The organism is Haloactinospora alba (assembly GCF_006717075.1).
Taxonomy (GTDB): domain Bacteria; phylum Actinomycetota; class Actinomycetes; order Streptosporangiales; family Streptosporangiaceae; genus Haloactinospora; species Haloactinospora alba.
In genome coordinates this window covers 2,287,112-2,308,351 of sequence record NZ_VFQC01000001.1, presented here as the reverse complement: position 1 = coordinate 2,308,351, position 21,240 = coordinate 2,287,112, and the positions used below count along the sequence as shown (strand labels likewise).

The following is a 21,240-nucleotide window of genomic DNA, read 5'->3' as shown; positions in this document are numbered from 1 at the left end:
CTGCTCTCAGGAAGGGGCGGGGTTCCGTTCCGGCGGCGCAGCGCGGGCCGGGCCGGTGGAGGACCGGCGGGCCGGGCGCCCTTCATCGCCAGCAGGGTGAGGGTCGTCCGGGATCAGCCGCGAGGCGACAGTGCGCGCCACGTGGCCGTCCACGAGCACGTGGATACTGCGCAGGTCCGCCCATACGGTCACCGTTCTGCCCGCCGTGCTCCGGTGCAGGGCGATGCTCTGCCGACCGGAGACGATGCTGAACTCGCCGCTGGGCGGAACGCGGGCCTCGAACTCCACCGCAGCCCCTTCGCTCTCCTCCGTAGCGGTAAGGGCCAGCGGTTCGATCACCTCGACCACGAATTCGGCGCCTGTGGGCTCCCCAACCTGCTCCTCGTCATGTTCGGAGACGGGCGAGGGGGGCGCCCAGGGCGATACGTGTGGGGCCGTTGGGCCGGAACCGGGTGGTCGGGGCGGCCATGTCCAGGGCCTGGTGCGGCCGCTGGTGAGGGGCCTTGCTGATTCCGGACAGGGAGTGAGCCGGTGATTTTACGCAGCTAGGCGCTGTTTCTCATGTTCCGCATAGATCTCTGATGGAGTGTTGTATCCCAGTGCGGAATGAAGACGCCTGTGATTATACCAGTGCTCGATGTATCGTGTAATGTCCCGTCGTGCTCGTTCTCGCGTGGGATACACCATCTGGTTCACACGCTCATTCTTCAACACCCCGAAAAATGATTCCGCCATCGCGTTAGACGCACCAGCTCCACTCCCACCGCAACGCCCCAGCGTTGCAGCTGGGCGCGGATCCGCCGGTGGCCGTAGGTGCCGTCGGCGTGGTCTACGGCGGTGCGGATCAGTAGCCGCAACTGTTGGCGGCGCTGAGACGTGGCGGATTCGGGCCGGGACCGCCATTCGTAGTAACCCGACCGGGAGACGTTCACGCATGCACACATGAAATCAACGGGGAAAGCGTACTCCGCGTGTTCATCGAACCGCATCGTCTCGATGAACTCGTATATGTCGCTTACGGACGATCCTTCGCGAAGTACGCGGCCGCTTTTTTCAAAAAAGCGATCTCCATGTCCTTCTCGCGGTTGAGTCGTTCCAGTTCACGCAGCCGGGCCCGCTCGGTCGTATCCAGTGACGGTGCATCGTCGGGAGTTTCTTTCCTGTATTTGCGCACCCAGTTCCGTAGTGTTTCCGAGCTGATCCCGAGCTCGTTGGCAACCCGGTTGATAGAGCGTTGACTCTCGATGACATGTTTCACCGCTTCATCACGGAACTCCGGCGAATATGCGTTTGCCTTGCCCAATGCTTCCCTCGTTTCCTTTCAGAACCATCGTATTGGCACTCTGTCCGGAAAACACGAGGCACCCCACTTCCGCTACGAGGTTGACAGCCCATGGGTTCTCGACGGTGTCAACATCACAATTCCCCGATACGGGCACACCGCCATCGTCGGCCCGTCGGGGGCGGGTAAAACGACAATTTTCGCAATTCTACTAAAATTTATGAAGCCAAATCATGGTTCTATCATACTTGATGGGCGTCCTTTCGAGAAATGGACAATTGCGGATATCCGGTCACGTCTAGCCTACGTCGAACAAGATACGCCCATAATTCCGGGAACGGTGCGCGATAATCTTGCCTACGGCGCGCCGGAGGCATCCGACGCAAGCCTATGGTACGCACTGGAGGTTGTTCGACTCGACGACCGGATTCGTTCACTTCGGGATGGGGTTGATGCTGATATATCGGAAAACACCCTCTCTGGTGGCGAGAGGCAGCGTATCGCCGTGGCGAGAGCAATTATCGCAGACCCGGAACTCCTGCTTCTAGATGAAGTGACTGCTCAACTTGACGGCCTATCCGAAGTTGCTGTTAGCGAAGGTATTCGTCGGCAAGCCGCTCGCGGTGCCGTCGTGACAATCGCACACCGACTTTCAACCGTTATGGACGCCGACCAAATTATTGTTCTGGATGCTGGACGCGTTCGCGCGACCGGTACTCACAACGAACTGCTTACGAATGACGCCTTGTACGCGAGTTTAGTCGATGCACTGCGCATCGCTAGCGATGGCAGACGTGAGCGAGTGGCAGAGTGAAGATCCGTATGGCTGCGGCACATAAGCGGAGCTTATCCTCGCCTTCCTCGTATCGACTGTCGTCGATAGGACCTCGAGAACTACGGCATCCTCGCTTAAACTATCCACCGGCGGTTGGCCATAGGCAGCAGCACGATCGGCTGACTTCGCCGTATCAGTCCGTCACAGCACAGTGCTGAAGAGCGATGAGATCCGCAAGATCGGACTCATTCCTATGTCGATGCCCCGCCGCCACCGATCTCGCGGACGACGCCGTTGCCCCTGGGTGAGTGGGCTCCCGCACCGCCGGCCACTCAAGAGTCGGGCGACCGGGACGACAAGACCGTCCCAGAACGGTATGATTCCGGCACGCGTTGAACGCGTCGTATCCCCATCAGACCCGTGAGTCAGGAGTCATGGACCCCACCGACAGTCCCGGCGCCGTCCCCCGCCCGGTGGACGGCGACCTCGCACTGCCCACGTCCCCGCCCGAGAGTGACAACCCACCCATCCCGATGACCGGGCGGTGACGCCCCGGTGATCGGCACGATCCTCGGAATCCTCCTCGGTGTCCTGGTGGTCCTTGTGATCACCGCGCTGACCGGCTACTTCGTGGCCCAGGAGTTCGGCTACATGGCCGTCGACCGATCCCGGCTGAAGGCCCGGGCGGAAGGGGGCGACACCGGAGCGGCCCGCGCCCTCGACATCACCCGCCGGACGTCGTTCGTACTATCCGGCTCCCAGCTCGGCATCACCGTCACCGGTCTGCTCGTCGGTTACGTCGCCGAGCCGCTGATCGGCAACGGCATCGGCGAGCTGCTCAGCCTCGTCGACGTCCCGCAGGGCCTCGGCATCGCGCTGGCTCTGCTGTTCGCCACCGTCGTCCAGATGGTGTTCGGCGAGCTGTTCCCGAAGAACCTCGCGATCGCCCGGCCGGAGCCGGTGGCGCGCTGGCTGGCGCTGTCCACCAAGACCTACCTGGCTCTGTTCGGTTGGATCATCCGGATCTTCGACGCCGCGTCCAACGCCCTGCTGCGGGCGCTGCGCATCGAGCCGGTGCACGACGTCGAATACTCGGCCACACCGCGTGATCTCGAGGCGATCATCGACGACTCGAAGGGCTCCGGTGACCTCGCCCCGGAGCTGGCGATCCTGCTGGACCGGACGGTGGACTTCACCGACCGGACCGCGCGGGCCGCGATGATCCCGCGGCCGCGGGTGTCCTGGGTTCGGTCCGATGCCACCGTCGAGAGCCTGAGCGGGCAGATGGCAGCGCAGCACTCGCGCTACCCAGTGCTCGGGTCCCCGCCGGCGGCGGAAGGGAGCGACGCGGACAACCCGGAGACCGCGTTGGAGCTGATCGGCGTCGTCTGTCTGCAGGACGTGCTGGCGCTGTCCGAGCGGCTGGACGACCAGTCGTTCGGCGACGTGCGGGTGTCGGAGTTGATGCGCGCGCCGGTGCTGGTGCCGTCGTCGCTGCCGCTGCCGCAGGTGCTGGCCCGGATGCGCGAGGAGGGCGAGGAGCTCGCCTGCGTGCTGGACGAATACGGTGGCCTGGCCGGTGTCATCACCGTCGAGGACATCGCGGAGGAGCTGGTCGGCGAGATCACCGACGAGCACGACCAGGCCAGCACTGACCAGGTCCGGGAGTCCGAGGACGGCTGGGTCGTGCCGGGTGACCGGCACATCGACGAGGTCGGCCGGCTGATCGATGCCGAGCTGCCCGAGGGCGAGTACCAGACCGTCGGCGGCTTGGTGATGGCCGAGCTGCAACGACTGCCCGAGACCGGCGACAGCGCGGTCGTCGTCATCCCCGCGGACAACCCCGACGGACAGGACCGTTCCCTCCATCTGACGGTGCAGGAGACCGACCGGCGGGTGCCCGCCGCGGTGCACGTGGTGTGGGCCGAGCCGATCGCGTCCGGTGCGGCCCAAAAACAGAAGGAGTGGACATGAGTGCCGTCGAAATCGTCGTGTCCGTCCTGCTCTTCGCGGCGAGCGCGTTCTTCGTGGCGATCGAGTTCGCCCTGATCGCCGCCCGCAACTACCGCCTGGAGGAGGCCGCGCAGACGTCCGCGTCCGCGCGGGCCGCCCTGCGCAGCGCCAAGGACATCTCGGTGCTGCTCGCCGGGTCCCAGCTCGGCATCACACTGTGCGTGCTGGGTCTCGGCCATGTCACCAAGCCGGCCGTCGAGTACGCGCTGCAGCCGGTCCTGGAGGGCTGGGGGATGCCGGTCGTTGTAGCGACCGTCGCGTCGTTCGTCATCTCGCTGACCGTCGTGACCTTCCTGCACCTCGTCGTCGGCGAGATGGCCCCAAAGTCCTGGGCGATCTCGCACCCGGAGAAGTCGGCGATCATGCTGGCGATCCCGATGCGCGCGTTCATGGTGGTCGCGCGGCCGCTGTTGCTGCTGCTCAACGGCATGGCCAACCGCTGTCTGCGCTGGTGCGGCGTCGAGCCCGTCGACGAGATGGATTACGGCCGCAGCGCCGACGACCTGCGTCAGCTTGTCGACCACTCGGCGAAGACCGGCATGCTCGACCAGGCCCGGCGCGACCAGCTGGTCACCGCGCTGGAACTGGAGCGGACCCCGATCCGCGAGCTGGCACACGAGCCCTCCGGGGTGTCCGCCGACGACGACGTCCGCGCCATCCAGGACACCGCGCGGCGCACCGGCCACCTGCGGCTGGTCGTACGCGACGGGGACGTCCCCGTCGGGTATGTGCACGTGCGGGACACGCTCACCCGAGAGCCCGAAACCCGGGCCCGCGATATGATGCGCCCGATGCTGACCCTGGCGGCGGACACGCCATACCATGCGGCGGTCAACACGATGCGCGGCCAGCGCGCGCACCTGGCGCTGGTGGAGGAGGACGGCCAGCTCGTCGGGATCATCACACTATCCAACCTCGTGGAACGGCTGCTGCCGGAACCGGTGTAGACGGCCCCGGACCCTAGGTATCCGAACGGCGCCCGGCCCGGTGGGCGCCGCTACTACAGCCGCCTGTTCGACTCGGCCGCCAACCACGTCCGGCTGTAGGACAATACAGGGGCATGACGTGGCCGCGCACGACGATCCGCTGTACGCGAATCTCCTCACTCGTGTAGCCGGTAGCGACCTGGAGGCACGCTTGAATATCGGACACCAGGCGCGCGGTTGACCATCCAATGATGCGGAGAAAGGGCCGTGCGGCCACCGGACAGCTCAAGTACGTGTTTGTACAGCGTGGAGCGGCTTATCCCGAGTAGACGGGCGATGGCGGAGTCGCTGTTCTCCGGTTGGGTGAGCAGGTCGCGGGTGTGGCGGACCTGCTCTTCGGTCATCGCCGGAGATCGGCCGAGGCGCTTTCCGGACGCGCGGGCCGCCTTCAGCCTTTTACGGGTGCCCTCCACGATCATCTCTCCGGGCAATTCGGCCAGCGCGGTGAAGACGTGGAACACTAGGCGCACGTCGGGGGGGGGGGGGTGCTTCTATGGTTTTGTCAAGCGGCGAGAGCGGTGGGCGGTTGGTAGAACGTTCCGTCGCGCAGCATCGCGAACAGGACGTCGCAGCGTCTACGTGCCAGGCAGAGCAGGGCCTGGTTATGGCGTTTGCCCTGGGCGATCTTTCGGTCGTAGTAGGACCGTGAGGGCGGATGCGACAGCGAGGCGAACGCGGAGAGGAAGAGCGCGCGTTTGAGCTGCTTGTTTCCCCTCTTCGATGGCTGTTCGCCCTTGATCGAGGTGCCCGAAGCGCGGGTGGCGGGCGCAAGCCCGGCATACGAGGCCAGGTGGGACGCACTGGCAAAGGCCGAGCCGTCGCCCACCTCGATCACGATCCTGGCTGCGGTCCTGACCCCGGTTCCGGGCATCGAGGTCAGGACCCTCGCAAGAGGGTGGGCCTCCAGCAGGGTCTCGACCTCGGTGGCCAGGGCGCTGCGTTGCTGCAGGGTGGTGTGCAGGGAGGAAGCGAGGTTGGTGATCACGGTGGCCGCAGCCTCGGTACCGGCCACTACGACCGTCTGTTCGTCCAGGGCCGCGACGATCTCGTCGATGAGGCGCTGGGCCATCCGAGGGGCCTCGGGGCGGATCAGCTCGAGCAGGCCAGCGCGTTCGGCCTCGCGCAGACGCGCAGGTGTGGGGTGGCGCTGAAGGAGCGTGAGCACCGCGGGGTGGTCCATCCGGGGCCCACGACGCGCTCCAGGGCGGGGTGGAGCTGGGTGAGCAGCCCACGCAGCCGGTTGCGGGTGCGGGTGGCCTCGGCGGCCAGGTCGTCGTCGTGGCCTACGATCATGGCCAGCGCGGCGGTGGTCTCGTCATCAGGGGCCACATCGCCCAAGGTGTGGGGCATTGCCCGGGCCGCATCAGCGATCACCGCCGCATGGGGTGCCTCGTGTTTTCCGGACAGAGTGCCAATACGATGGTTCTGAAAGGAAACGAGGGAAGCATTGGGCAAGGCAAACGCATATTCGCCGGAGTTCCGTGATGAAGCGGTGAAACATGTCATCGAGAGTCAACGCTCTATCAACCGGGTTGCCAACGAGCTCGGGATCAGCTCGGAAACACTACGGAACTGGGTGCGCAAATACAGGAAAGAAACTCCCGACGATGCACCGTCACTGGATACGACCGAGCGGGCCCGGCTGCGTGAACTGGAACGACTCAACCGCGAGAAGGACATGGAGATCGCTTTTTTGAAAAAAGCGGCCGCGTACTTCGCGAAGGATCGTCCGTAAGCGACATATACGAGTTCATCGAGACGATGCGGTTCGATGAACACGCGGAGTACGCTTTCCCCGTTGATTTCATGTGTGCATGCGTGAACGTCTCCCGGTCGGGTTACTACGAATGGCGGTCCCGGCCCGAATCCGCCACGTCTCAGCGCCGCCAACAGTTGCGGCTACTGATCCGCACCGCCGTAGACCACGCCGACGGCACCTACGGCCACCGGCGGATCCGCGCCCAGCTGCAACGCTGGGGCGTTGCGGTGGGAGTGGAGCTGGTGCGTCTGTTGATGGGCGAGATGGGGCTGCATCCCTGCCAACCCCGCCCCCGGCGCAGCTCGCTGACCACACCAGCGGATACCGGTGCGATCCCCGACCTCGTGGGCCGCGACTTCACCGCACCCATGCCCAGTGTGAAACTCGTCGGGGATATCACCTATATCCCGACATGGAGCGGGTGGGTGTATCTGGCCACCGTCATTGATTGCTGCACGAAAGAAGTGGTTGGTTATGCGATGGATGACAACTACCGGACTCCGCTGATCATCCGGGCTGTCGCTCATGCGACAGGCAAGGGAAAGGTTCGTGCGGGGGCGGTGTTCCATTCGGATCGGGGGAGTAATTACACGTCCCGGGAGTTCGGTGATTACCTTGCTTCGGTCGGGATGACACGGTCGGTGGGGCGAACCGGGATTTGTTTCGACAACGCGATGGCGGAATCATTTTTCGGGGTGTTGAAGAATGAGCGTGTGAACCAGATGGTGTATCCCACGCGAGAACGAGCACGACGGGACATTACACGATACATCGAGCACTGGTATAATCACAGGCGTCTTCATTCCGCACTGGGATACAACACTCCATCAGAGATCTATGCGGAACATGAGAAACAGCGCCTAGCTGCGTAAAATCACCGGCTCACTCCCTGTCCGGAATCAGCAAGGCCCCTCACTGCGTGGTCACATCACCTCCGTACTGGGGGTTGCGTGACTACGACCATCCCGGGCAGTACGGCGCTGAGAACAATCCCGAGGACTACCTGCGCAACCTGTGTGCGGTCTTTGCCGAGGTCCACCGGGTGCTGGCCGAGGACGGCACCGTCTGGGTCAACATCGGAGACCGCTACGCCGCCAACTCCGACGGATTCCAGCGCGGTCAAGGCTTTCACGATCAGCAGCCTCTGACTCGCCCCACAGCGCAACTGGTCCCCAAGAACCTGCTCGGATTGCCATGGCGACTGGCCTTCAGCTTGCAAACCCAGGGGTGGATCCTGCGTAACGCCGCTGTCTGGAACAAACCCAACGCCATGCCCGAATCGGTGACCGACCGGCTCTTGTGTCGCTACGAGCACATTTTCTTGTTTGCCAAACAGCGCCGCTACCACTTCGACCTCGATGCGATCCGCCAGCCCTACAGCGGACAGCGCGCACTCTCGCGGCGCAGCCGCAATGGCGGTACCCGCCCGAGCTCCATCACCACCGCCTGGCCGCCAGCCGACGGAACCCAAAGTGGGCAAGACCGTACCGGCCCCAGTGCCCGCCGGTCCGGCAAGTACACCGATGCCGCGGCGGCGTTCAACGGGGCCGAACACGGTACTGAGATGCGTCCCACCGGCAGCCGGCATGCCGCCGCCCACCCCCAGGGCCGCAATCCCGGCGACGTGTGGGACATTCCTACCCGCCCCTACCGCCACGCGCATTTCGCCGTCTTCCCGACCGATATCCCGCTGCGGTGTATTGCTGCCGGCTGTCGCGAAGGCGGCACCGTGTTGGATCCATTCGTCGGAGCTGGCACCACCCTGCTCGCCGCCCACCAGCTGGACCGGTACGCAATCGGTATCGACCTCAACACCGCCTACGCCGATCTGACGACCGCGCGGCTCCGGCAGGCCCATGCCGAAGGGAGGAAACGGTGACCCCGCCGTCAAACGATGAATCCCAGTCGGCCCAGCGCGGCCACTCACGCACCCGGGGCCTATATCCTGCAGGGCCCTCATCGGTGGGTCCTGTCCGTACGGACGCACAGGAACAGACCGATGTGGAGGTCTATACCCCATCAGAAGCGGCCGAGAAGTTGAAAGTGCCCGAGTCCTGGTTGCGCAAGAAAGCCACCCAACGCGCAGTGCCGTGCACGTTCATCGGTAAGCATCTGCGCTTCACCGCTGAGGATCTTGTCCAGATCGTGCATGAGGGCGCGCAAGAAGCGGTTCGGGACAAGCACTCCGACAGCGGAGGCCGCCACACCACGAATAGGAAGAGGAGGAGATGAATGGCTTACGCCGAACGGCTCTCCAAATCGTGGCGAGCGCGCTTCAAAAAGCCCGACGGGATCTGGGGATCCAAGTCCGGATTCGCCACCAAAGACGCAGCACTCCACTGGGCCAAGGAACAAGAAGTCGAGGTCAGGGCCCGGACCTGGATCGCACCTGAGGACCGTGAGGTGGCCTTCGGCGTCTTCGCCGAGCAGTGGATGGACACCGTGCGCCTGTCGGACAACACCCGTGCTAAATACCGCTGCTACCTGGATACCCACATCCTCCCGGCGTGGGGCGAGTGGCCGTTGATCAGCATTTTCAACAGCCATGTCGACATCCAAGGTTGGGTTACCGAGATGCACGAACACCTGTCCGAGTCCAGTATCGCCTCGGTGTTCGCACTGTTCTCCACCATTCTCAACACTGCTGTGCGCGCCCGCCGGATTCCGGCCAACCCCTGCAACGGCATTCGGGTCACCTCAGGCGACTATGAGGCCGAGCGGCAGGTGGCCACCCCGGCGCAGATGCTCAGGGCAGCGATGCGGCTGCACCACACGTTCGGTCGCGCAGGCTTCGTGCTGTGTCTGCTCAACGGCTACACCGGCGCGCGCTGGTCGGAGCTGGTGGCCTTGGAGCCCCATGAGTACGACGAGGTTAACCACGCCATCCCGGTGCGCGCCCCGCTGCAGGAGACCGCCGGGCGGCTGAAGAAAGCCAAACGGGCGAAGACGCCGGCGGGCAAGCGCTGGATCCAACTGCCCGATTTCCTCGACGCGGTCTATGTCGACCTGCTCGCCGAGGTCGAACCGGGCAGTGCGGTGTTCACCGGTTCGCGCGGTGGGCAGTTGCGGCGCGGTAATTTCCGAGACCGGTTCTGGCGTCCGGCCTGGGACGGGAAGCCGGGGAATGAGGAGGGGTGGCTGCGGTCGCCTATCCTGCCGGGCTTCACGTTCAATGAAGGTCGGCACACCCACCGCACGTGGTTGGCTGAGGACGGTATCCCCGAGGTGGCCCGGGCCGCCCGGCTGGGACACCGGATGCGGGGGATGGGCAACGTCTACGAGCACGTCACCCCGGCGATGAAGGAGCAGGTGCGCAGCGTGCTGGAGACGCGTTGGCGCCAGAGCCTGCAGGCGCTGAAACCGGCCGAGCGCCAGTGGATCCTGGAGACGGTTCCGCGGCTCGGTGAGTACTACCGTGCACCCGACGAGCACCAGGCTTCGTGAGAGTGCCGGAGCGAGATTGTCTCCAGATTGGCTCCACACCGGAGCCCTGAATAACTGAAGCAGATCGATGAACGGCCTCTGACCTGCTATTTCAATGGTGGGCGATACTGGACTCGAACCAGTGACCTCTACCGTGTCAAGGTAGCGCTCTAGCCAACTGAGCTAACCGCCCAAGACCCTCTCCAGGGAGGTGGAGACGGGATTTGAACCCGTGTCGACGGCTTTGCAGGCCGCTGCCTCGCCTCTCGGCCACTCCACCGGATTCAACCAGAGATTATACATCCCTGCGTCTCCGAGCGGACGACGGGATTCGAACCCGCGACCCTCACCTTGGCAAGGTGATGCTCTACCACTGAGCCACGTCCGCGCGCTTCTCGGCTGCGGTTCCGGTCTGTTCCCGGCCCCTTCGCCGTTGCCGCAGTAAGAACTCTAGCGGAATCTGAGCACAGAGCAAATCGAGTGGGGATGCGGGACCGGGAGCCTACGGAGCGTGGCAGCGATATACAGGAAGCGTGTGGAACGGTAGTGCCATCGGAACCTCCAGGGGGCGGAATGGGCCACGCGCACGGCACGCCGGTGCTGTGGGAACAGGCACGGAACGAGGCCCGGGAACTCGGGCGGCGCTGCGCTGGGGTTTCGCCGTCGGCAGTCCCGTTGGCGGAGGCACGGGGGGCGGTGCTGGCGGAGAGGGTCACCGCCGACATCGGTGTGCCCTCCTACGACTCCTCCGCGATGGACGGTTACGCGGTGTCCGGCTCGGGGCCGTGGCGGGTGACGGCCCGTGCTTTGGCGGGGGCTCCGCTGCCCGTCGCGCGGCTGTCGTCGGGAGAGGCCGTGGAGATCGCCACCGGCGCACGCGTCCCGGAGGGCACCACGGCGGTGTTGCCGTACGAGCTCGCGCACCACGACGGGCATGGAATTGTGGGCGATATCACGCCGGGCCGGCACGTGCGGCGGGCGGGAGAGGATGTGCCCGCTGGGGCGGCGGTCCTCCCGGAAGGCACGCGGGTGACCCCCGCCGTCGTGGGGCTGGCCGCCAGCCTCGGCCGGGACACGCTGCTCGTGCGGCGGCCGCGTGTGGCCGTTGTGACGACCGGGGACGAGATCGTGCATTCCGGGATCCCGGGAAACGGCACGGTACGCGACGCGCTGGGGCCGATGCTTCCCGGGATCGTCACGTGGAGCGGTGCCGTCGTCGCGGGCGAACGCCACGTCGCCGACAGCTTCTCCGCGGTCTCGGGAATGCTGGCGGAGGCAGCGAGCGACGCCGGAACCGACGTGGTGGTGGTGTGCGGCGCGTCGTCGGCGGGAGCCGCCGACCACCTGCGTGGAGCGCTGCGGGACGTTGACGCGACGATGCTGGTAGACGGGGTCGCGTGCCGTCCCGGTCATCCACAGATCCTCGCCCGTATGGGAACCGAACAGGAACCGGGTGCGGTGGTCGTGGGGCTTCCGGGAAACCCGAACGCGGCGCTCGCGGGCGCTGTCACCCTGCTCGTCCCGCTGCTCGCGGCGCTCGCGGGCCGGAGCGACCCCAGTTGCGCCCCTCCCGAGAGCCTGCCCCTGGCGGGAGAGGTGCGGCCGCACCACCGCGACACCCGGCTGGTCGCGGTGCGGGAGAGGGGCTCGTGGGTCGAGCCGGTGGGACACGACCGTCCAGGGAGCCTGCGGGGCGCGGCCCTTGCGGACGCGTTGGCCGCCCTACCGCCGGACTGGGCGGGTTCCGGCGTACCGCTCGTGTGGCTGCCGCGGTGAGTCCCCGCACCCCACCCCGCCTGTCCGACGAGCCCGAGGCCGCCTTGCTGCCGGGCGGGCACTGCGTTCCCCCAGCCGCTTGCGGAGGCCCGTGCCCACGCCACGCGGTGCTGGGACGGAAGCGGGGATGCGGCCGCAGGGACCGGTTTCTGGATCAATGTCGCCCGGGGGCTGGCGTGTTCGTGCTGTGAACCACCAGAATGTGTGACTGGGCTCTCGTTGGCCGCCAGTAGCTGCCGGGGCCGGACAACCCCTGGGTTCGTCCCCGGCAGCTTTGCCCCGCGGTGGTCAGTGGGCCTCTCGTACTTCCGTGCGCTGGCCCGTGTCCGAACCGCTGTCTTTCCCACCGTCGTTCCCGGAGCGCCGGAGCAGTACGGCGGCCTGGACGGCGGCGTAGGCGGTGATGAGTGTCGCGATCGCGCTCGTGACGTTCATACCGGAGGTGAAGGCCTCCCTGGCCGCGTGCATCAGCGCCTGCGCGCTTTCGCCGGGAAGCGCCCGGCTCGCTTCGGCCGCGCCTCCCAGTGTCTCGCGCGCGTTTTCCATGGTCCGCTCGGGAACTCCGGGGACGTCACCGAGCTGCAGCCGGTAGGTCGCGGTGAGGACGCTCCCGAGGAGGGCGACACCGAGGGCCGCGCCCAGCTCGTAGGCGGTCTCGGAGATCGCCGAGGCGGCTCCGGCGCGGGTGGGAGGGGCGGCCGTCATGATCGCGTCGTTGGTGAGTGTCTCGGTGAGGCCGATGCCGCTGCCGATCAGGGTGAAGGCCACCGCCACCAGGAGAGCTCCGTTGTCGAGGGGCGCCTGGGTGAGGGAGAGGAAACCGGTGGCGATCAGTGCCAGTCCGGCGGCCAGCACCGTACCGAGCCGGAAGGCGCGCGACAGCCGCACCGCGATGAAGCTCGCCACCACGGACATGACCAGTCCCGGGACGAGGAGGAGGCCCGCGCGTAGCGGACTGATGCCCTGGACGAGCTGGAGGTACTGGGTGAGGAAGAACAGTGACGCGGCCATCGCGAACACGATCATCAGGTTGGTGCCCACCCCGACACTGAACTCCCGGACGCCGAACAGCCGTACGTCGATGAGCGGGTCGGCCAACCGGAGCTGGCGCCGGAGGAAGAACACCCCCAACACGACCCCCGCGGCGATGGCCACAGCCGGTGCTATGGCGGGGCCGCTGTCAGCGATCCTCTTCACCCCGTAGACGGCCGGCAGCATCGTCCCCAGGGACAGGGCCACGCTGGTGAGGTCGAGCCGGCCCGGTGCCGGAGCGCGCGACTCGCGGATGAGCAGCGGCGTCGTTACCAGGATCAGCGCGATCACGGGGAGGTTCATGAGAAAGACCGCGCCCCAGTGGAAGTGTTCGAGCACCCAGCCGCCGACGATCGGTCCGAGCGCGGACCCCGCCGAGAACCCGGAGGCCCATATCGCGATCGCGAACAGGCGCTGCCGGTGGTCCAGGAAGATGTTGCGCAGCAGGGACAGCGTGGAGGGCATGAGGGTGGCGCCACTGAACCCGAGCAGGGCGCGGGCCGCGATCAGGAGCTCGGGGGTGGGGGCGTAGGCGGCGGCGAGTGACGCTACGCCGAACCCGGCCGCCCCCAGCATCAGTAGCTTACGGCGGCCGATGCGGTCGCCCAGTGAGCCCATGGTGACCAGCAGCCCGGCGAGGACGAACGAGTAGATGTCCACGATCCACAGCAGCTGGTCGGAGCTGGGGGAGAGGTCCTCGCTGAGGTAGGGAACGGCGAAGCCGAGCACCGTCATGTCGACGGAGATCAGCAGCACCGGTAGCACCAGCACCGCGAGCCCGGCCCACGCGCGTGGGCCGGCCCGGTGCTCGCCCGTCTCTCCGGCTGTTGCGCGGTCGTCAGTGGAACTCATGCTCGTCTCTCGCGCTCGAGGGTGTGTCTCATCCCAGTGGAACATGGGATCACCGGATCTTATTCTCCCCATGTATCCATTCTTTACCGTCCAGACGGTACAGTACCGTCCGGACGGTATAGTTTCAACCGTGATTACTTCCCCGACACGCGACCGCATCCTGGATGCGTTGCAGGACATCCTGATCGAAGAGGGAAACTCCGGCGTGACGCTGGAGAGCGTGGCCGCGGCCGCAGGCGTTTCCAAGGGCGGCCTGCTCTACCACTTCCCCTCGAAGTCGGACATGCTGACCGGCCTGGTCCGCCGTCTCGCGGAGCGGGCCGAGGACGAGTTCCGCGCGGCGGCCGAGGGGGAGGAGGGTGTGGTACGCGCCTTCCTGCGGACCTCCGTGCCGGAATCGGCCGAGGAGACCGAACTCTTCTGGTCGATCATCGCGGCGCTGCGCAGTAAGGAGGACATCTCGCCGGAGTCCCGGGAGCTGATCCGGCACCTGTTCCAGGAGTGGTCCCGGTTACTGCACGACGAGGTCGGCGATCCGGTGTTGGCCGAGATGATCCGTCTCGTCGGAGACGGCCTCTACCTCACCACGATCGCCGGGCTTCCCCAACCGGACCCGGATACGGTGCGCCAGCTCACGGAGCGCCTGGTGGAACAGTCCGACGCCGCCTCCGCCCGGAAGCACCGCCACGGGACGTAGCCCCGGACCCGGCGGGGGAGCGGGGCCGCTGCGTCAGACAGCCAGGGCGTTCTCCTCCGGTGCGCTACGCACCGTGGGAAGTCCCAGGTCGGAGCACAGTCGGCCGAGGGTGTCGTCACGCCGGAAGTCGGTGATGTGCAGTCCGCGCACACCGGGCATGGTCAGGGCCTCCCTGGCCTGTTCCAGCGCCAGCTGGTAGGCGGCCTCGCGTGGGTCGGAGGAGTTCTCCACACGTTCCACGACCGTCTGCGGAACATGGATGCCGGGAACGTTGGCGTCCATGTAACGCAGCGCCTTGGCTCCGCCGACAAGGGCGATACTCGGAAGCAGCGCGGTCTTGCGGTTGAGCCCGGTGCTCTCCGCCAACTGGGTGAACTCGGCCAGCCGGTCCGAGTGGTAGCAGATCTGCAGCTGAAGGAAGCGGGCCCCCGCGGCCGCTTTCTTCAGACCGCGCCGCACGCGGTAGGCGAACGGCGGGGCGCCGGGGTTCTCCACGGCCCCGATGAACAGCTGCGGTGCGGGGTCGATCTTCCGCCCGGACAGGTACGTGCCACGGTTGAGCCCGGAGGCGGCGTGGATCAGCTGCGGGGCGTCCATGTCGAACACCCGGCGTGTCTCCGGCTCGTCGCCGGCCGTGACGTCGTCGCCGGTGAGGCAGGAGACCGTGGTGACGCCGTGCATCGCGGCACCCATGATGTCGGCCTGCAGCGCCAACCGGTTCTTGTCCCGGCACACGACCTGGAGCACGGGCTCCACGCCCAGGTGCTTCAGGGCGATGGCGACGGCCACGTTGGAGGCGTGCGCGCGCGCAGCCGTGTTGTCGGTGGCGTTGATCGCGTCCGCGTAGGGAGCGATCCTGGTGACGTGCGAGGCGATCTCGCCCAGGCCGCCACCGTCGATGACCGGGCACTCCGCGGTGATGACAGGGCGCGACGGTGCGGGGTCGGTAAGCAGTTCCCTGAGTCCGGGCACCAGGTTCCTCCTACTCTTCTTCCGCGTCCGCCGAGTTCCAGCCGGCGGGTACCTGTTTGTCCCTGCCGGTGAACAGGTTGATCCACGACGACGTTCCCTGCAGCTGGTTGTCCACCGGAGGACGGAGGTCGTCGAACTCCTCCCGGAAACGCTGTGGCATGCGCTCCGACCTCGTGTAGGCCTTCAGCCACACGCAGGTCATGCTCGGGTCGACCTCGCAGCCCCCGTCCTCGCGCACTCCGCCGCACGGACCGTTACGCAGCTGTTTCGGGCAGGTCATCGGACACGTGAGGCCGGTGGAGTGCAACACGCACTGGCCGCACATGCGGCAGTCCCAGACCGGTTTCTTCACCGCGTGTTCGATCGTCTCGAGCAGTTTGGCCATGGCCCCGCCCCGTTCTTTCCCGTCGGGGTTCGCGCTCGGCCAGTGCGCGACTGGTCGGACGCGAGCGGTAGCGAACTGTGTCTCTTTGGTGTGTTGTCGCTCGATGTCGCGTTTGGAGTCGGAAGCGCGTCGACAGTGGGGTAGCGAGTGGCCCACAGACCCCAGCGTTTCTTATTAAGAAACGATGTGCGTATCGGGGAACTTGATATTGTGAGTACAGCCTAGAGCCCGCCTATTTGTTGCGTCAATAGATCCTCGTTGCATTACACGAAACTTATAGGTGGTGTCGTCCCTTGACAGGGGGGGTGGTTACGGGGGACGCTCTGTTGCACATGGCGATCCTCGTTGCGCACTGAGAGATGGAGGTCCAGATGGCCGTCATCGAGAACCCGGAGATCCTGCTCTACCCGCGAGTCCAGAAGTCGCCGTTCTTCTACGCCTCGCGCAGGCACGGCGTGGCCAAGTACAGCGTCTACAACCACACCTACCACCCCCGGCACTACGGCGACCCGCTCGCTGAGTACTGGCACCTGCTCAACGGGGTCACCCTGTGGGACGTCGGGGTGGAACGCCAGGTGGAGATCACCGGGCCGGACGCGTTCACCTTCACCAACATGTTGGTTCCGCGTGACCTGCACAAGTGCAAGGTCGGGCAATGCAAGTACGTGTTCATCACGTCCCCGGATGGCGGCATCATCAACGACCCCGTGCTGCTGCGCCTCGGGGAGAACCACTTCTGGCTCTCCCTCGCCGACAGCGACGTCCTGCTGTGGGCACAGGGGCTCGCGCACAACAGCGGGCTGGACGTCAACATCCAGATCGCCGACGTCGGACCGGTACAGGTGCAGGGCCCCAAGTCGCGCGAGGTGATGGTCGACCTGTTCGGCCCCGGCGTGCTGGACATCGGCTACTACTACTGCGCCGAGTACGACCTCGACGGCCTGGACGTGGTGGTCTCCCGCACCGGCTACACCTCCGAGCTCGGCTTCGAGATCTACCTGCGGAACGCCTCGCGGGACGGCGTCACACTGTGGGACAAGGTGATCGAGGCCGGAACGCCGCACGGTATCGAGGTCATCGGGCCGTGCCACATCCGCCGGATCGAGGGCGGCATCCTCGCCTGGGGCAGCGACATCGGGCTGGACACCAATCCGTTCGAGGTCGGCTACGGCTACGAGGTGAGCTGGATGGTCGACCTGCAGCAGGAGGCCGACTTCATCGGCAAGGACGCCCTCACCCGCATCCGCGACAACGGCATCGACCGCAAGCTGGTGGGGTTGGAGATCGGTGGCACGCCGCTGGGAACGTACAACGACGGTTCCATGATCGACGTGTTCCCGGTGCACCGGCCCGGGGAGGAGGACTCGGTCGGCAAGGTCACCTCGGCCTGCTTCTCGCCGCGGCTGGAGCAGAACATCGGTTTCGCCATGGTGCCGATCGAACTCTCCACCGTGGGAACGGAACTTGCGGTCCAGCGTCCCGGCGGGATCGTCCCCGCCACCGTGGTGGAGAAGCCCTTCATCGACCCGCAGAAGTCCCTTCCCAAGCAGAACCTGCACGAACTGGTCAACGGGTAGCGCAGCGCCGCGGCGCCGGACCGCGGTCCGGCGCCGCGGCGCCTTGGTCAGTTGAACACCACGGTCCGGCCGGCGTTGAGCAGGACGCGGTGTTCGCCGTGCCAGCGCACCGCCCGTGCGAGCACCTGGGCCTCGACGTCGCGTCCCGTGGCGGCCAGGCGCTGACCGTCCATCGTGTGGTTCACCCGGGCGACGTCCTGTTCGATGATCGGGCCCTCGTCCAGGTCCGCTGTCACGTAGTGCGCGGTCGCCCCGATGAGTTTCACCCCGCGAGCGTGGGCCTGCCGGTAGGGGTGCGCCCCCTTGAAACTCGGCAGGAACGAGTGGTGGATGTTGATCGCCCGCCCGTCCAGCCGCTTACACAGCTCGGGCGAGAGGACCTGCATGTAGCGGGCGAGCACCACCAGGTCGATGCGGTAGTCCTCAACCAGCCGCAGCAGCTCCGCCTCCGCGTCGGCTCTGGTCTCCGGCGTCACCGGAACGTGCCGGAAGTCCACTCCGTGCGAGGCGGCGAGGGGGCCGGTGTCGGGATGGTTGGAGACGATGAGGGGGATATCGACCCCCAGCGCGCCCAGACGGCGCCGGAACAGCAGGTCGTTGAGGCAGTGCTCGTGTTTGGAGACGAGGACGGCGGCCCGTACGGGCTCCGTCGCGTCGGCCAGGTGCCAGGACATCGCGTAGGCCTCGGCGAGCGGCCCGAACCGCTGGGCCAGGTCCCCGCGAGTGGGGCCGCCGCCCCGTGCCACCACGTGTACCCGCATGAAGAACCGGCCGCGTTCGTGGTCGTGGAACTGCTGGTACTGCGCGATGTCGCCGTTGTTCCGGGACAGGAACTCCGTCACCGCGTGCACGGTTCCCGGGCGTGTCGGGCAGTCGAGAGTGAGGACGTACTCCCTGGTGGGGGCGGGGGCTGTGCTGGTGTCGGCCATGGGGCCTCCTTGGGGGGAAACGAAGCACGAACCGGGGCGTTCGCCCGAAATGTGGGTTGCACTATAAACAACTCGTATTTTTATCCGCAACAACGGGTTTGGAGGTGCTCTACCGCGAAGAAGTGGCGCCACGCCGCATATGGCCTGATCGCGCCCCCTTGACACGCTCTCGTTCGACCTGGATTCTGTTGCGTAACTCGATATTAGTTGCGCTGATCAAAACTTCGACGGTGAAGGTAGGAGTGCTATGCCTGCTCCTCGTCCCGCGTCCCAGTCAGTCCCGAGAGTCGTCGTGATCGGTGCGGGGATCGTCGGCTGCGCTCTCGCCGACGAGCTCACCGCCCGCGGATACACCGACGTCACAGTGGTCGACCAGGGGGACATGTTCACGACGGGCGGCTCCTCGTCGCACGCCCCCGGTCTCGTGTTCCAGACCAGCGGCGCCAAGGCCATGTCCGACTTCGCCAGTTACACCGTGAGCAAGTACTCCTCGCTGCGCGCGGACGGTCGCCCCTGCTTCAACACGGTCGGGGGACTGGAGCTGGCAGCCACACCCGAGCGCCTCGACGAGCTGTACCGCCGCGCCAACTGGGCGCGCTCCTGGGGACTGCGGGCCCGAGTGATCGACCCCCACGAGTGCGCACAGGCGCATCCCCTGGTGGAGGCCGACCGGGTCCTCGGCGGCCTGTACACCCCCGATGACGGACTGGCCAACTCGGTGGGAGCCGCGCAGGCCCAGGGCGAGGCGGCGGTGGCACGCGGGGCGCGCTTCCTGGCGCGGCACGAGGTGCTCGACATCGAGACCACCGGCGGCCGGGTCACCGCGGTCAACACCGACCAGGGGGACGTACCGGCCGACCTCGTGGTCTGCTGCGCCGGTATCTGGGGTCCGCGCATCACGCGCATGGTGGGGATGACCCTCCCCCTGACCCCGCTCGCGCACCAGTTCGGCTGGACCGGGGCTGTTCCGGCCCTCGCGGGGGCGGGACCGGGCGAAGCCCGCCACCCGATCCTGCGCTACCAGGAACGGGACCTGTACTACCGGGAACACGGCGACACCATCGGAGTGGGCTACTACGGGCACCGCCCCATGCCGATCGACCCCGACGCCATCGGAACCCCGGAGACCACCCCGGACCGTCCGATGCCCTCCATGCTGCAGTTCACCCCGGAGGATTTCGAGGAGGCGTGGAGCGACAGTGTCGGACTGCTGCCGGCACTGGCCGAGTCCAAGATCGAGGAGGGCTTCAACGGGCTGTTCTCGTTCACACCGGACAACATGCCACTGGTGGGAGAGTCCCCCGACGTCTCCGGATTCTGGGTGGCCGAGGCCGTGTGGATCACCCACTCGGCGGGAGTGGCACGCGCCACGGCGGAGCGGATCGTCGACGGAACCTCGACGTTCGACACGCACGGGTGCGACCTCAACCGTTTCCAGCCGCACCAGCTCGCGCCCAGCTACGTGATGGAGCGCGACTGCCAGAACTTCGTCGAGGTCTACGACGCGATCCACCCACAGCAGCCGATCGAGGAACCGCGCCCGTTGCGGCTCGCGCCGTTCCACGTCCGCCAGGACGAACTGGGCGCCTTCTACCTGGAGGCCTCCGGGTGGGAACGTCCGCACTGGTACGAAGCCAACGCCGACCTGGTCGACGGCCGGAACATACCCGAGCCCGGACCGTGGGCCGCGCGCTACTGGTCCCCGATCATCGGCGCCGAGGCGCAGATAACCCGGGAGCGCGTAGCGATGTACGACATGTCCTCGTTGATGCGGGCCGAGGTGACCGGCCCCGGGGCCGAAGCGTTCCTCGACCGTATGACCACCGGGCGCGCCGCCCGCGTTCCCGGCTTCGTCGCCTACTGCCTGCTCCTCGACCCCGACGGGCACCTGCGGGGGGACATCACCGTCGCCCGCGTGAGCCAGAACCACTACCAGCTGGGGGTGAACAGCCAGATCGACGTCGACTGGCTGCAGCGCCACGTGCCCGAGGACGGCAGCGTCCAGGTCCGGGACGTCACCAGCCAGACCACCTGCATCGGCGTCTGGGGGCCGCTCGCCCGTGACCTGGTGCAGCCGCTGACGGACCACGACCTTTCCAACGAGGGGTTGCGCTACTTCCGCTGCGCGCGGATGTACATCGGAGAGGTCCCGGTGCTGGCACTGCGCGTCTCCTACGTCGGGGAGCTCGGCTGGGAGCTCTACACGACCCCCGACATGGGGCTGCGGCTGTGGGACACCCTGTGGCGGGCCGGCCAGCCGCTGGGCGTGATCGCGGCGGGGCGGGGCGCTTTCAACAGCCTGCGGCTGGAGAAGGGCTACCGGGCGTTCGGCGGCGACATGACCGACGAGCACGACCCCTACGAGGCGGGGGTCAGCTTCGCCCTGCGCTGGAACAAGGGCGACTACATCGGCCGGGCGGCGCTGGAGGGCCGCGACCCGCAGGACGTCGAGCGCCGACTGTGCTGCCTGACGTTCCCCGACGCCGCGGACACGGTCATGGGCGGCGAGCCCGTGTACCTCCCCGGCGGCGACACCGCGGTCGGCTACGTCACCAGCGCGGGCTACGGCTACACCCTCGGCACCGGGATCGCCTACGCCTGGGTGCCCGACCAGCACAGCGCGCCCGGAACCGACCTGGAGATCGCCTACTTCGACCGGCGCTTTACCGCGACCGTGGCGAGCGATCCCCTGTTCGACCCGGAGATGACACGGCTGAAAGTGTGACGGGCTCCCCGCCGGAAGGCGGGGTCCCCAAGCCCGCCGCTACCAGCACCAGCCACC

The 21,240-nt window shown here is 66.6% G+C and carries 20 protein-coding genes, 3 tRNA genes and 2 pseudogenes; 12 read left to right on the top strand and 13 right to left on the bottom strand.

Annotated features, from left to right (window positions below; genetic code table 11):
- Positions 1-6: 6 nt before the first annotated feature.
- From FHX37_RS23535 to FHX37_RS10410, 4 genes and pseudogenes are all read right to left on the bottom strand, one after another.
- Positions 7-348 carry a hypothetical protein gene (locus FHX37_RS23535; protein ID WP_170181451.1) on the bottom strand — a complete coding sequence of 114 codons (342 nt, stop codon included), beginning with the start codon at positions 346-348 and terminating at the stop codon, positions 7-9.
- 189 nt (positions 349-537) lie between these two features.
- Positions 538-741: pseudogene (locus FHX37_RS24095) on the bottom strand (integrase core domain-containing protein); the annotation flags it as partial.
- Entirely contained in the window at positions 708-989 is a 282-nt protein-coding gene (locus FHX37_RS22800) for an IS3 family transposase (protein WP_170181548.1), read from the bottom strand. The gene FHX37_RS22800 and the pseudogene FHX37_RS24095, both read right to left, overlap by 34 nt.
- 26 nt (positions 990-1,015) lie before the next feature.
- A complete protein-coding gene (locus FHX37_RS10410) occupies positions 1,016-1,303 on the bottom strand; it encodes a transposase (protein ID WP_141921957.1) in 288 nt (95 codons plus the stop codon).
- Here FHX37_RS10410 and FHX37_RS10405 point away from each other — a divergent pair.
- The 3 genes from FHX37_RS10405 (at position 1,296) to FHX37_RS10395 (ending at position 5,017) form a co-directional block, all read left to right on the top strand.
- Entirely contained in the window at positions 1,296-2,096 is an 801-nt protein-coding gene (locus FHX37_RS10405; RefSeq protein WP_211351796.1) for an ATP-binding cassette domain-containing protein, read from the top strand. The genes FHX37_RS10410 and FHX37_RS10405 overlap by 8 nt on opposite strands.
- Before the next feature lie 516 nt (positions 2,097-2,612).
- A complete protein-coding gene (locus FHX37_RS10400; RefSeq protein WP_246062229.1) occupies positions 2,613-4,031 on the top strand; it encodes a hemolysin family protein in 1,419 nt (472 codons plus the stop codon).
- The gene (locus FHX37_RS10395) at positions 4,028-5,017 is read left to right on the top strand and encodes a hemolysin family protein (protein WP_141923720.1); all 990 of its coding nucleotides are present in this window, start codon (positions 4,028-4,030) and stop codon (positions 5,015-5,017) included. The genes FHX37_RS10400 and FHX37_RS10395 overlap by 4 nt, the downstream gene beginning before the upstream one ends.
- A gap of 155 nt (positions 5,018-5,172) precedes the next feature.
- On the opposite strand, the gene FHX37_RS23530 is transcribed toward FHX37_RS10395, so the two are convergent.
- A complete protein-coding gene (locus FHX37_RS23530) occupies positions 5,173-5,517 on the bottom strand; it encodes a helix-turn-helix domain-containing protein (RefSeq protein WP_246062228.1) in 345 nt (114 codons plus the stop codon).
- Between the two features lie 41 nt (positions 5,518-5,558).
- Positions 5,559-6,454, bottom strand: a pseudogene (locus tag FHX37_RS10385) (IS110 family transposase); the annotation flags it as partial.
- A gap of 49 nt (positions 6,455-6,503) precedes the next feature.
- Between FHX37_RS10385 and FHX37_RS10375 the strand changes: the two are divergent.
- The 5 genes from FHX37_RS10375 (at position 6,504) to FHX37_RS10355 (ending at position 10,259) form a co-directional block, all read left to right on the top strand.
- Complete coding sequence (locus FHX37_RS10375; protein ID WP_141921957.1) at positions 6,504-6,791, top strand: transposase; 288 nt, start codon at positions 6,504-6,506, stop codon at positions 6,789-6,791.
- A gap of 5 nt (positions 6,792-6,796) precedes the next feature.
- Complete coding sequence (locus FHX37_RS10370; protein ID WP_141921956.1) at positions 6,797-7,687, top strand: IS3 family transposase; 891 nt, start codon at positions 6,797-6,799, stop codon at positions 7,685-7,687.
- 47 nt (positions 7,688-7,734) lie between these two features.
- On the top strand, positions 7,735-8,694 hold the full coding sequence (locus tag FHX37_RS10365) for a DNA-methyltransferase (protein WP_281288290.1): 960 nt from the start codon (positions 7,735-7,737) through the stop codon (positions 8,692-8,694).
- Positions 8,695-8,816: 122 nt separating this feature from the next.
- The gene (locus tag FHX37_RS10360; protein WP_141923716.1) at positions 8,817-9,047 is read left to right on the top strand and encodes a helix-turn-helix domain-containing protein; all 231 of its coding nucleotides are present in this window, start codon (positions 8,817-8,819) and stop codon (positions 9,045-9,047) included.
- Positions 9,048-10,259, top strand: coding sequence for a tyrosine-type recombinase/integrase (locus tag FHX37_RS10355; protein WP_141923715.1), 1,212 nt, complete (start codon positions 9,048-9,050; stop codon positions 10,257-10,259).
- 95 nt (positions 10,260-10,354) lie between these two features.
- Here the strand turns inward: FHX37_RS10355 and FHX37_RS10350 are convergent.
- The 3 genes from FHX37_RS10350 to FHX37_RS10340 form a co-directional block, all read right to left on the bottom strand.
- Positions 10,355-10,431 (bottom strand) — tRNA-Val (locus FHX37_RS10350).
- Positions 10,432-10,447: 16 nt separating this feature from the next.
- Positions 10,448-10,518: transfer RNA gene (locus FHX37_RS10345), tRNA-Cys, on the bottom strand.
- A 36-nt stretch (positions 10,519-10,554) separates the two neighbouring features.
- A tRNA-Gly gene (locus tag FHX37_RS10340) sits at positions 10,555-10,626 on the bottom strand.
- 185 nt (positions 10,627-10,811) lie between these two features.
- Between FHX37_RS10340 and FHX37_RS10335 the strand changes: the two genes are divergently transcribed.
- Positions 10,812-12,014 (top strand): molybdopterin molybdotransferase MoeA, encoded by a 1,203-nt coding sequence (locus tag FHX37_RS10335; protein ID WP_141923714.1) that lies wholly within the window; start codon positions 10,812-10,814, stop codon positions 12,012-12,014.
- Between the two features lie 288 nt (positions 12,015-12,302).
- On the opposite strand, the gene FHX37_RS10330 is transcribed toward FHX37_RS10335, so the two are convergent.
- A complete protein-coding gene (locus FHX37_RS10330; RefSeq protein ID WP_141923713.1) occupies positions 12,303-13,898 on the bottom strand; it encodes an MFS transporter in 1,596 nt (531 codons plus the stop codon).
- Positions 13,899-14,028: 130 nt separating this feature from the next.
- On the opposite strand from FHX37_RS10330, the gene FHX37_RS10325 reads away from it, so the two are divergent.
- On the top strand, positions 14,029-14,595 hold the full coding sequence (locus FHX37_RS10325) for a TetR/AcrR family transcriptional regulator (RefSeq protein WP_141923712.1): 567 nt from the start codon (positions 14,029-14,031) through the stop codon (positions 14,593-14,595).
- A 33-nt stretch (positions 14,596-14,628) separates the two neighbouring features.
- On the opposite strand, the gene FHX37_RS10320 is transcribed toward FHX37_RS10325, so the two are convergent.
- Together FHX37_RS10320 and FHX37_RS10315 are read right to left on the bottom strand one after the other, a co-directional pair.
- Complete coding sequence (locus tag FHX37_RS10320) at positions 14,629-15,567, bottom strand: methylenetetrahydrofolate reductase (protein WP_141923711.1); 939 nt, start codon at positions 15,565-15,567, stop codon at positions 14,629-14,631.
- A gap of 10 nt (positions 15,568-15,577) precedes the next feature.
- The gene (locus FHX37_RS10315) at positions 15,578-15,952 is read right to left on the bottom strand and encodes a methylenetetrahydrofolate reductase C-terminal domain-containing protein (protein WP_141923710.1); all 375 of its coding nucleotides are present in this window, start codon (positions 15,950-15,952) and stop codon (positions 15,578-15,580) included.
- Between the two features lie 371 nt (positions 15,953-16,323).
- Here FHX37_RS10315 and FHX37_RS10310 point away from each other — a divergent pair, with 371 nt between their 5' ends.
- Positions 16,324-17,529 carry a glycine cleavage T C-terminal barrel domain-containing protein gene (locus FHX37_RS10310; protein ID WP_141923709.1) on the top strand — a complete coding sequence of 402 codons (1,206 nt, stop codon included), beginning with the start codon at positions 16,324-16,326 and terminating at the stop codon, positions 17,527-17,529.
- A gap of 47 nt (positions 17,530-17,576) precedes the next feature.
- Here the strand turns inward: FHX37_RS10310 and purU are convergent, their stop codons facing one another.
- Positions 17,577-18,458, bottom strand: coding sequence for a formyltetrahydrofolate deformylase (gene purU, locus FHX37_RS10305; RefSeq protein ID WP_141923708.1), 882 nt, complete (start codon positions 18,456-18,458; stop codon positions 17,577-17,579).
- Between the two features lie 247 nt (positions 18,459-18,705).
- On the opposite strand from purU, the gene FHX37_RS10300 reads away from it, so the two are divergent.
- Positions 18,706-21,183 carry a GcvT family protein gene (locus FHX37_RS10300; RefSeq protein ID WP_141923707.1) on the top strand — a complete coding sequence of 826 codons (2,478 nt, stop codon included), beginning with the start codon at positions 18,706-18,708 and terminating at the stop codon, positions 21,181-21,183.
- Positions 21,184-21,240: the final 57 nt, after the last annotated feature.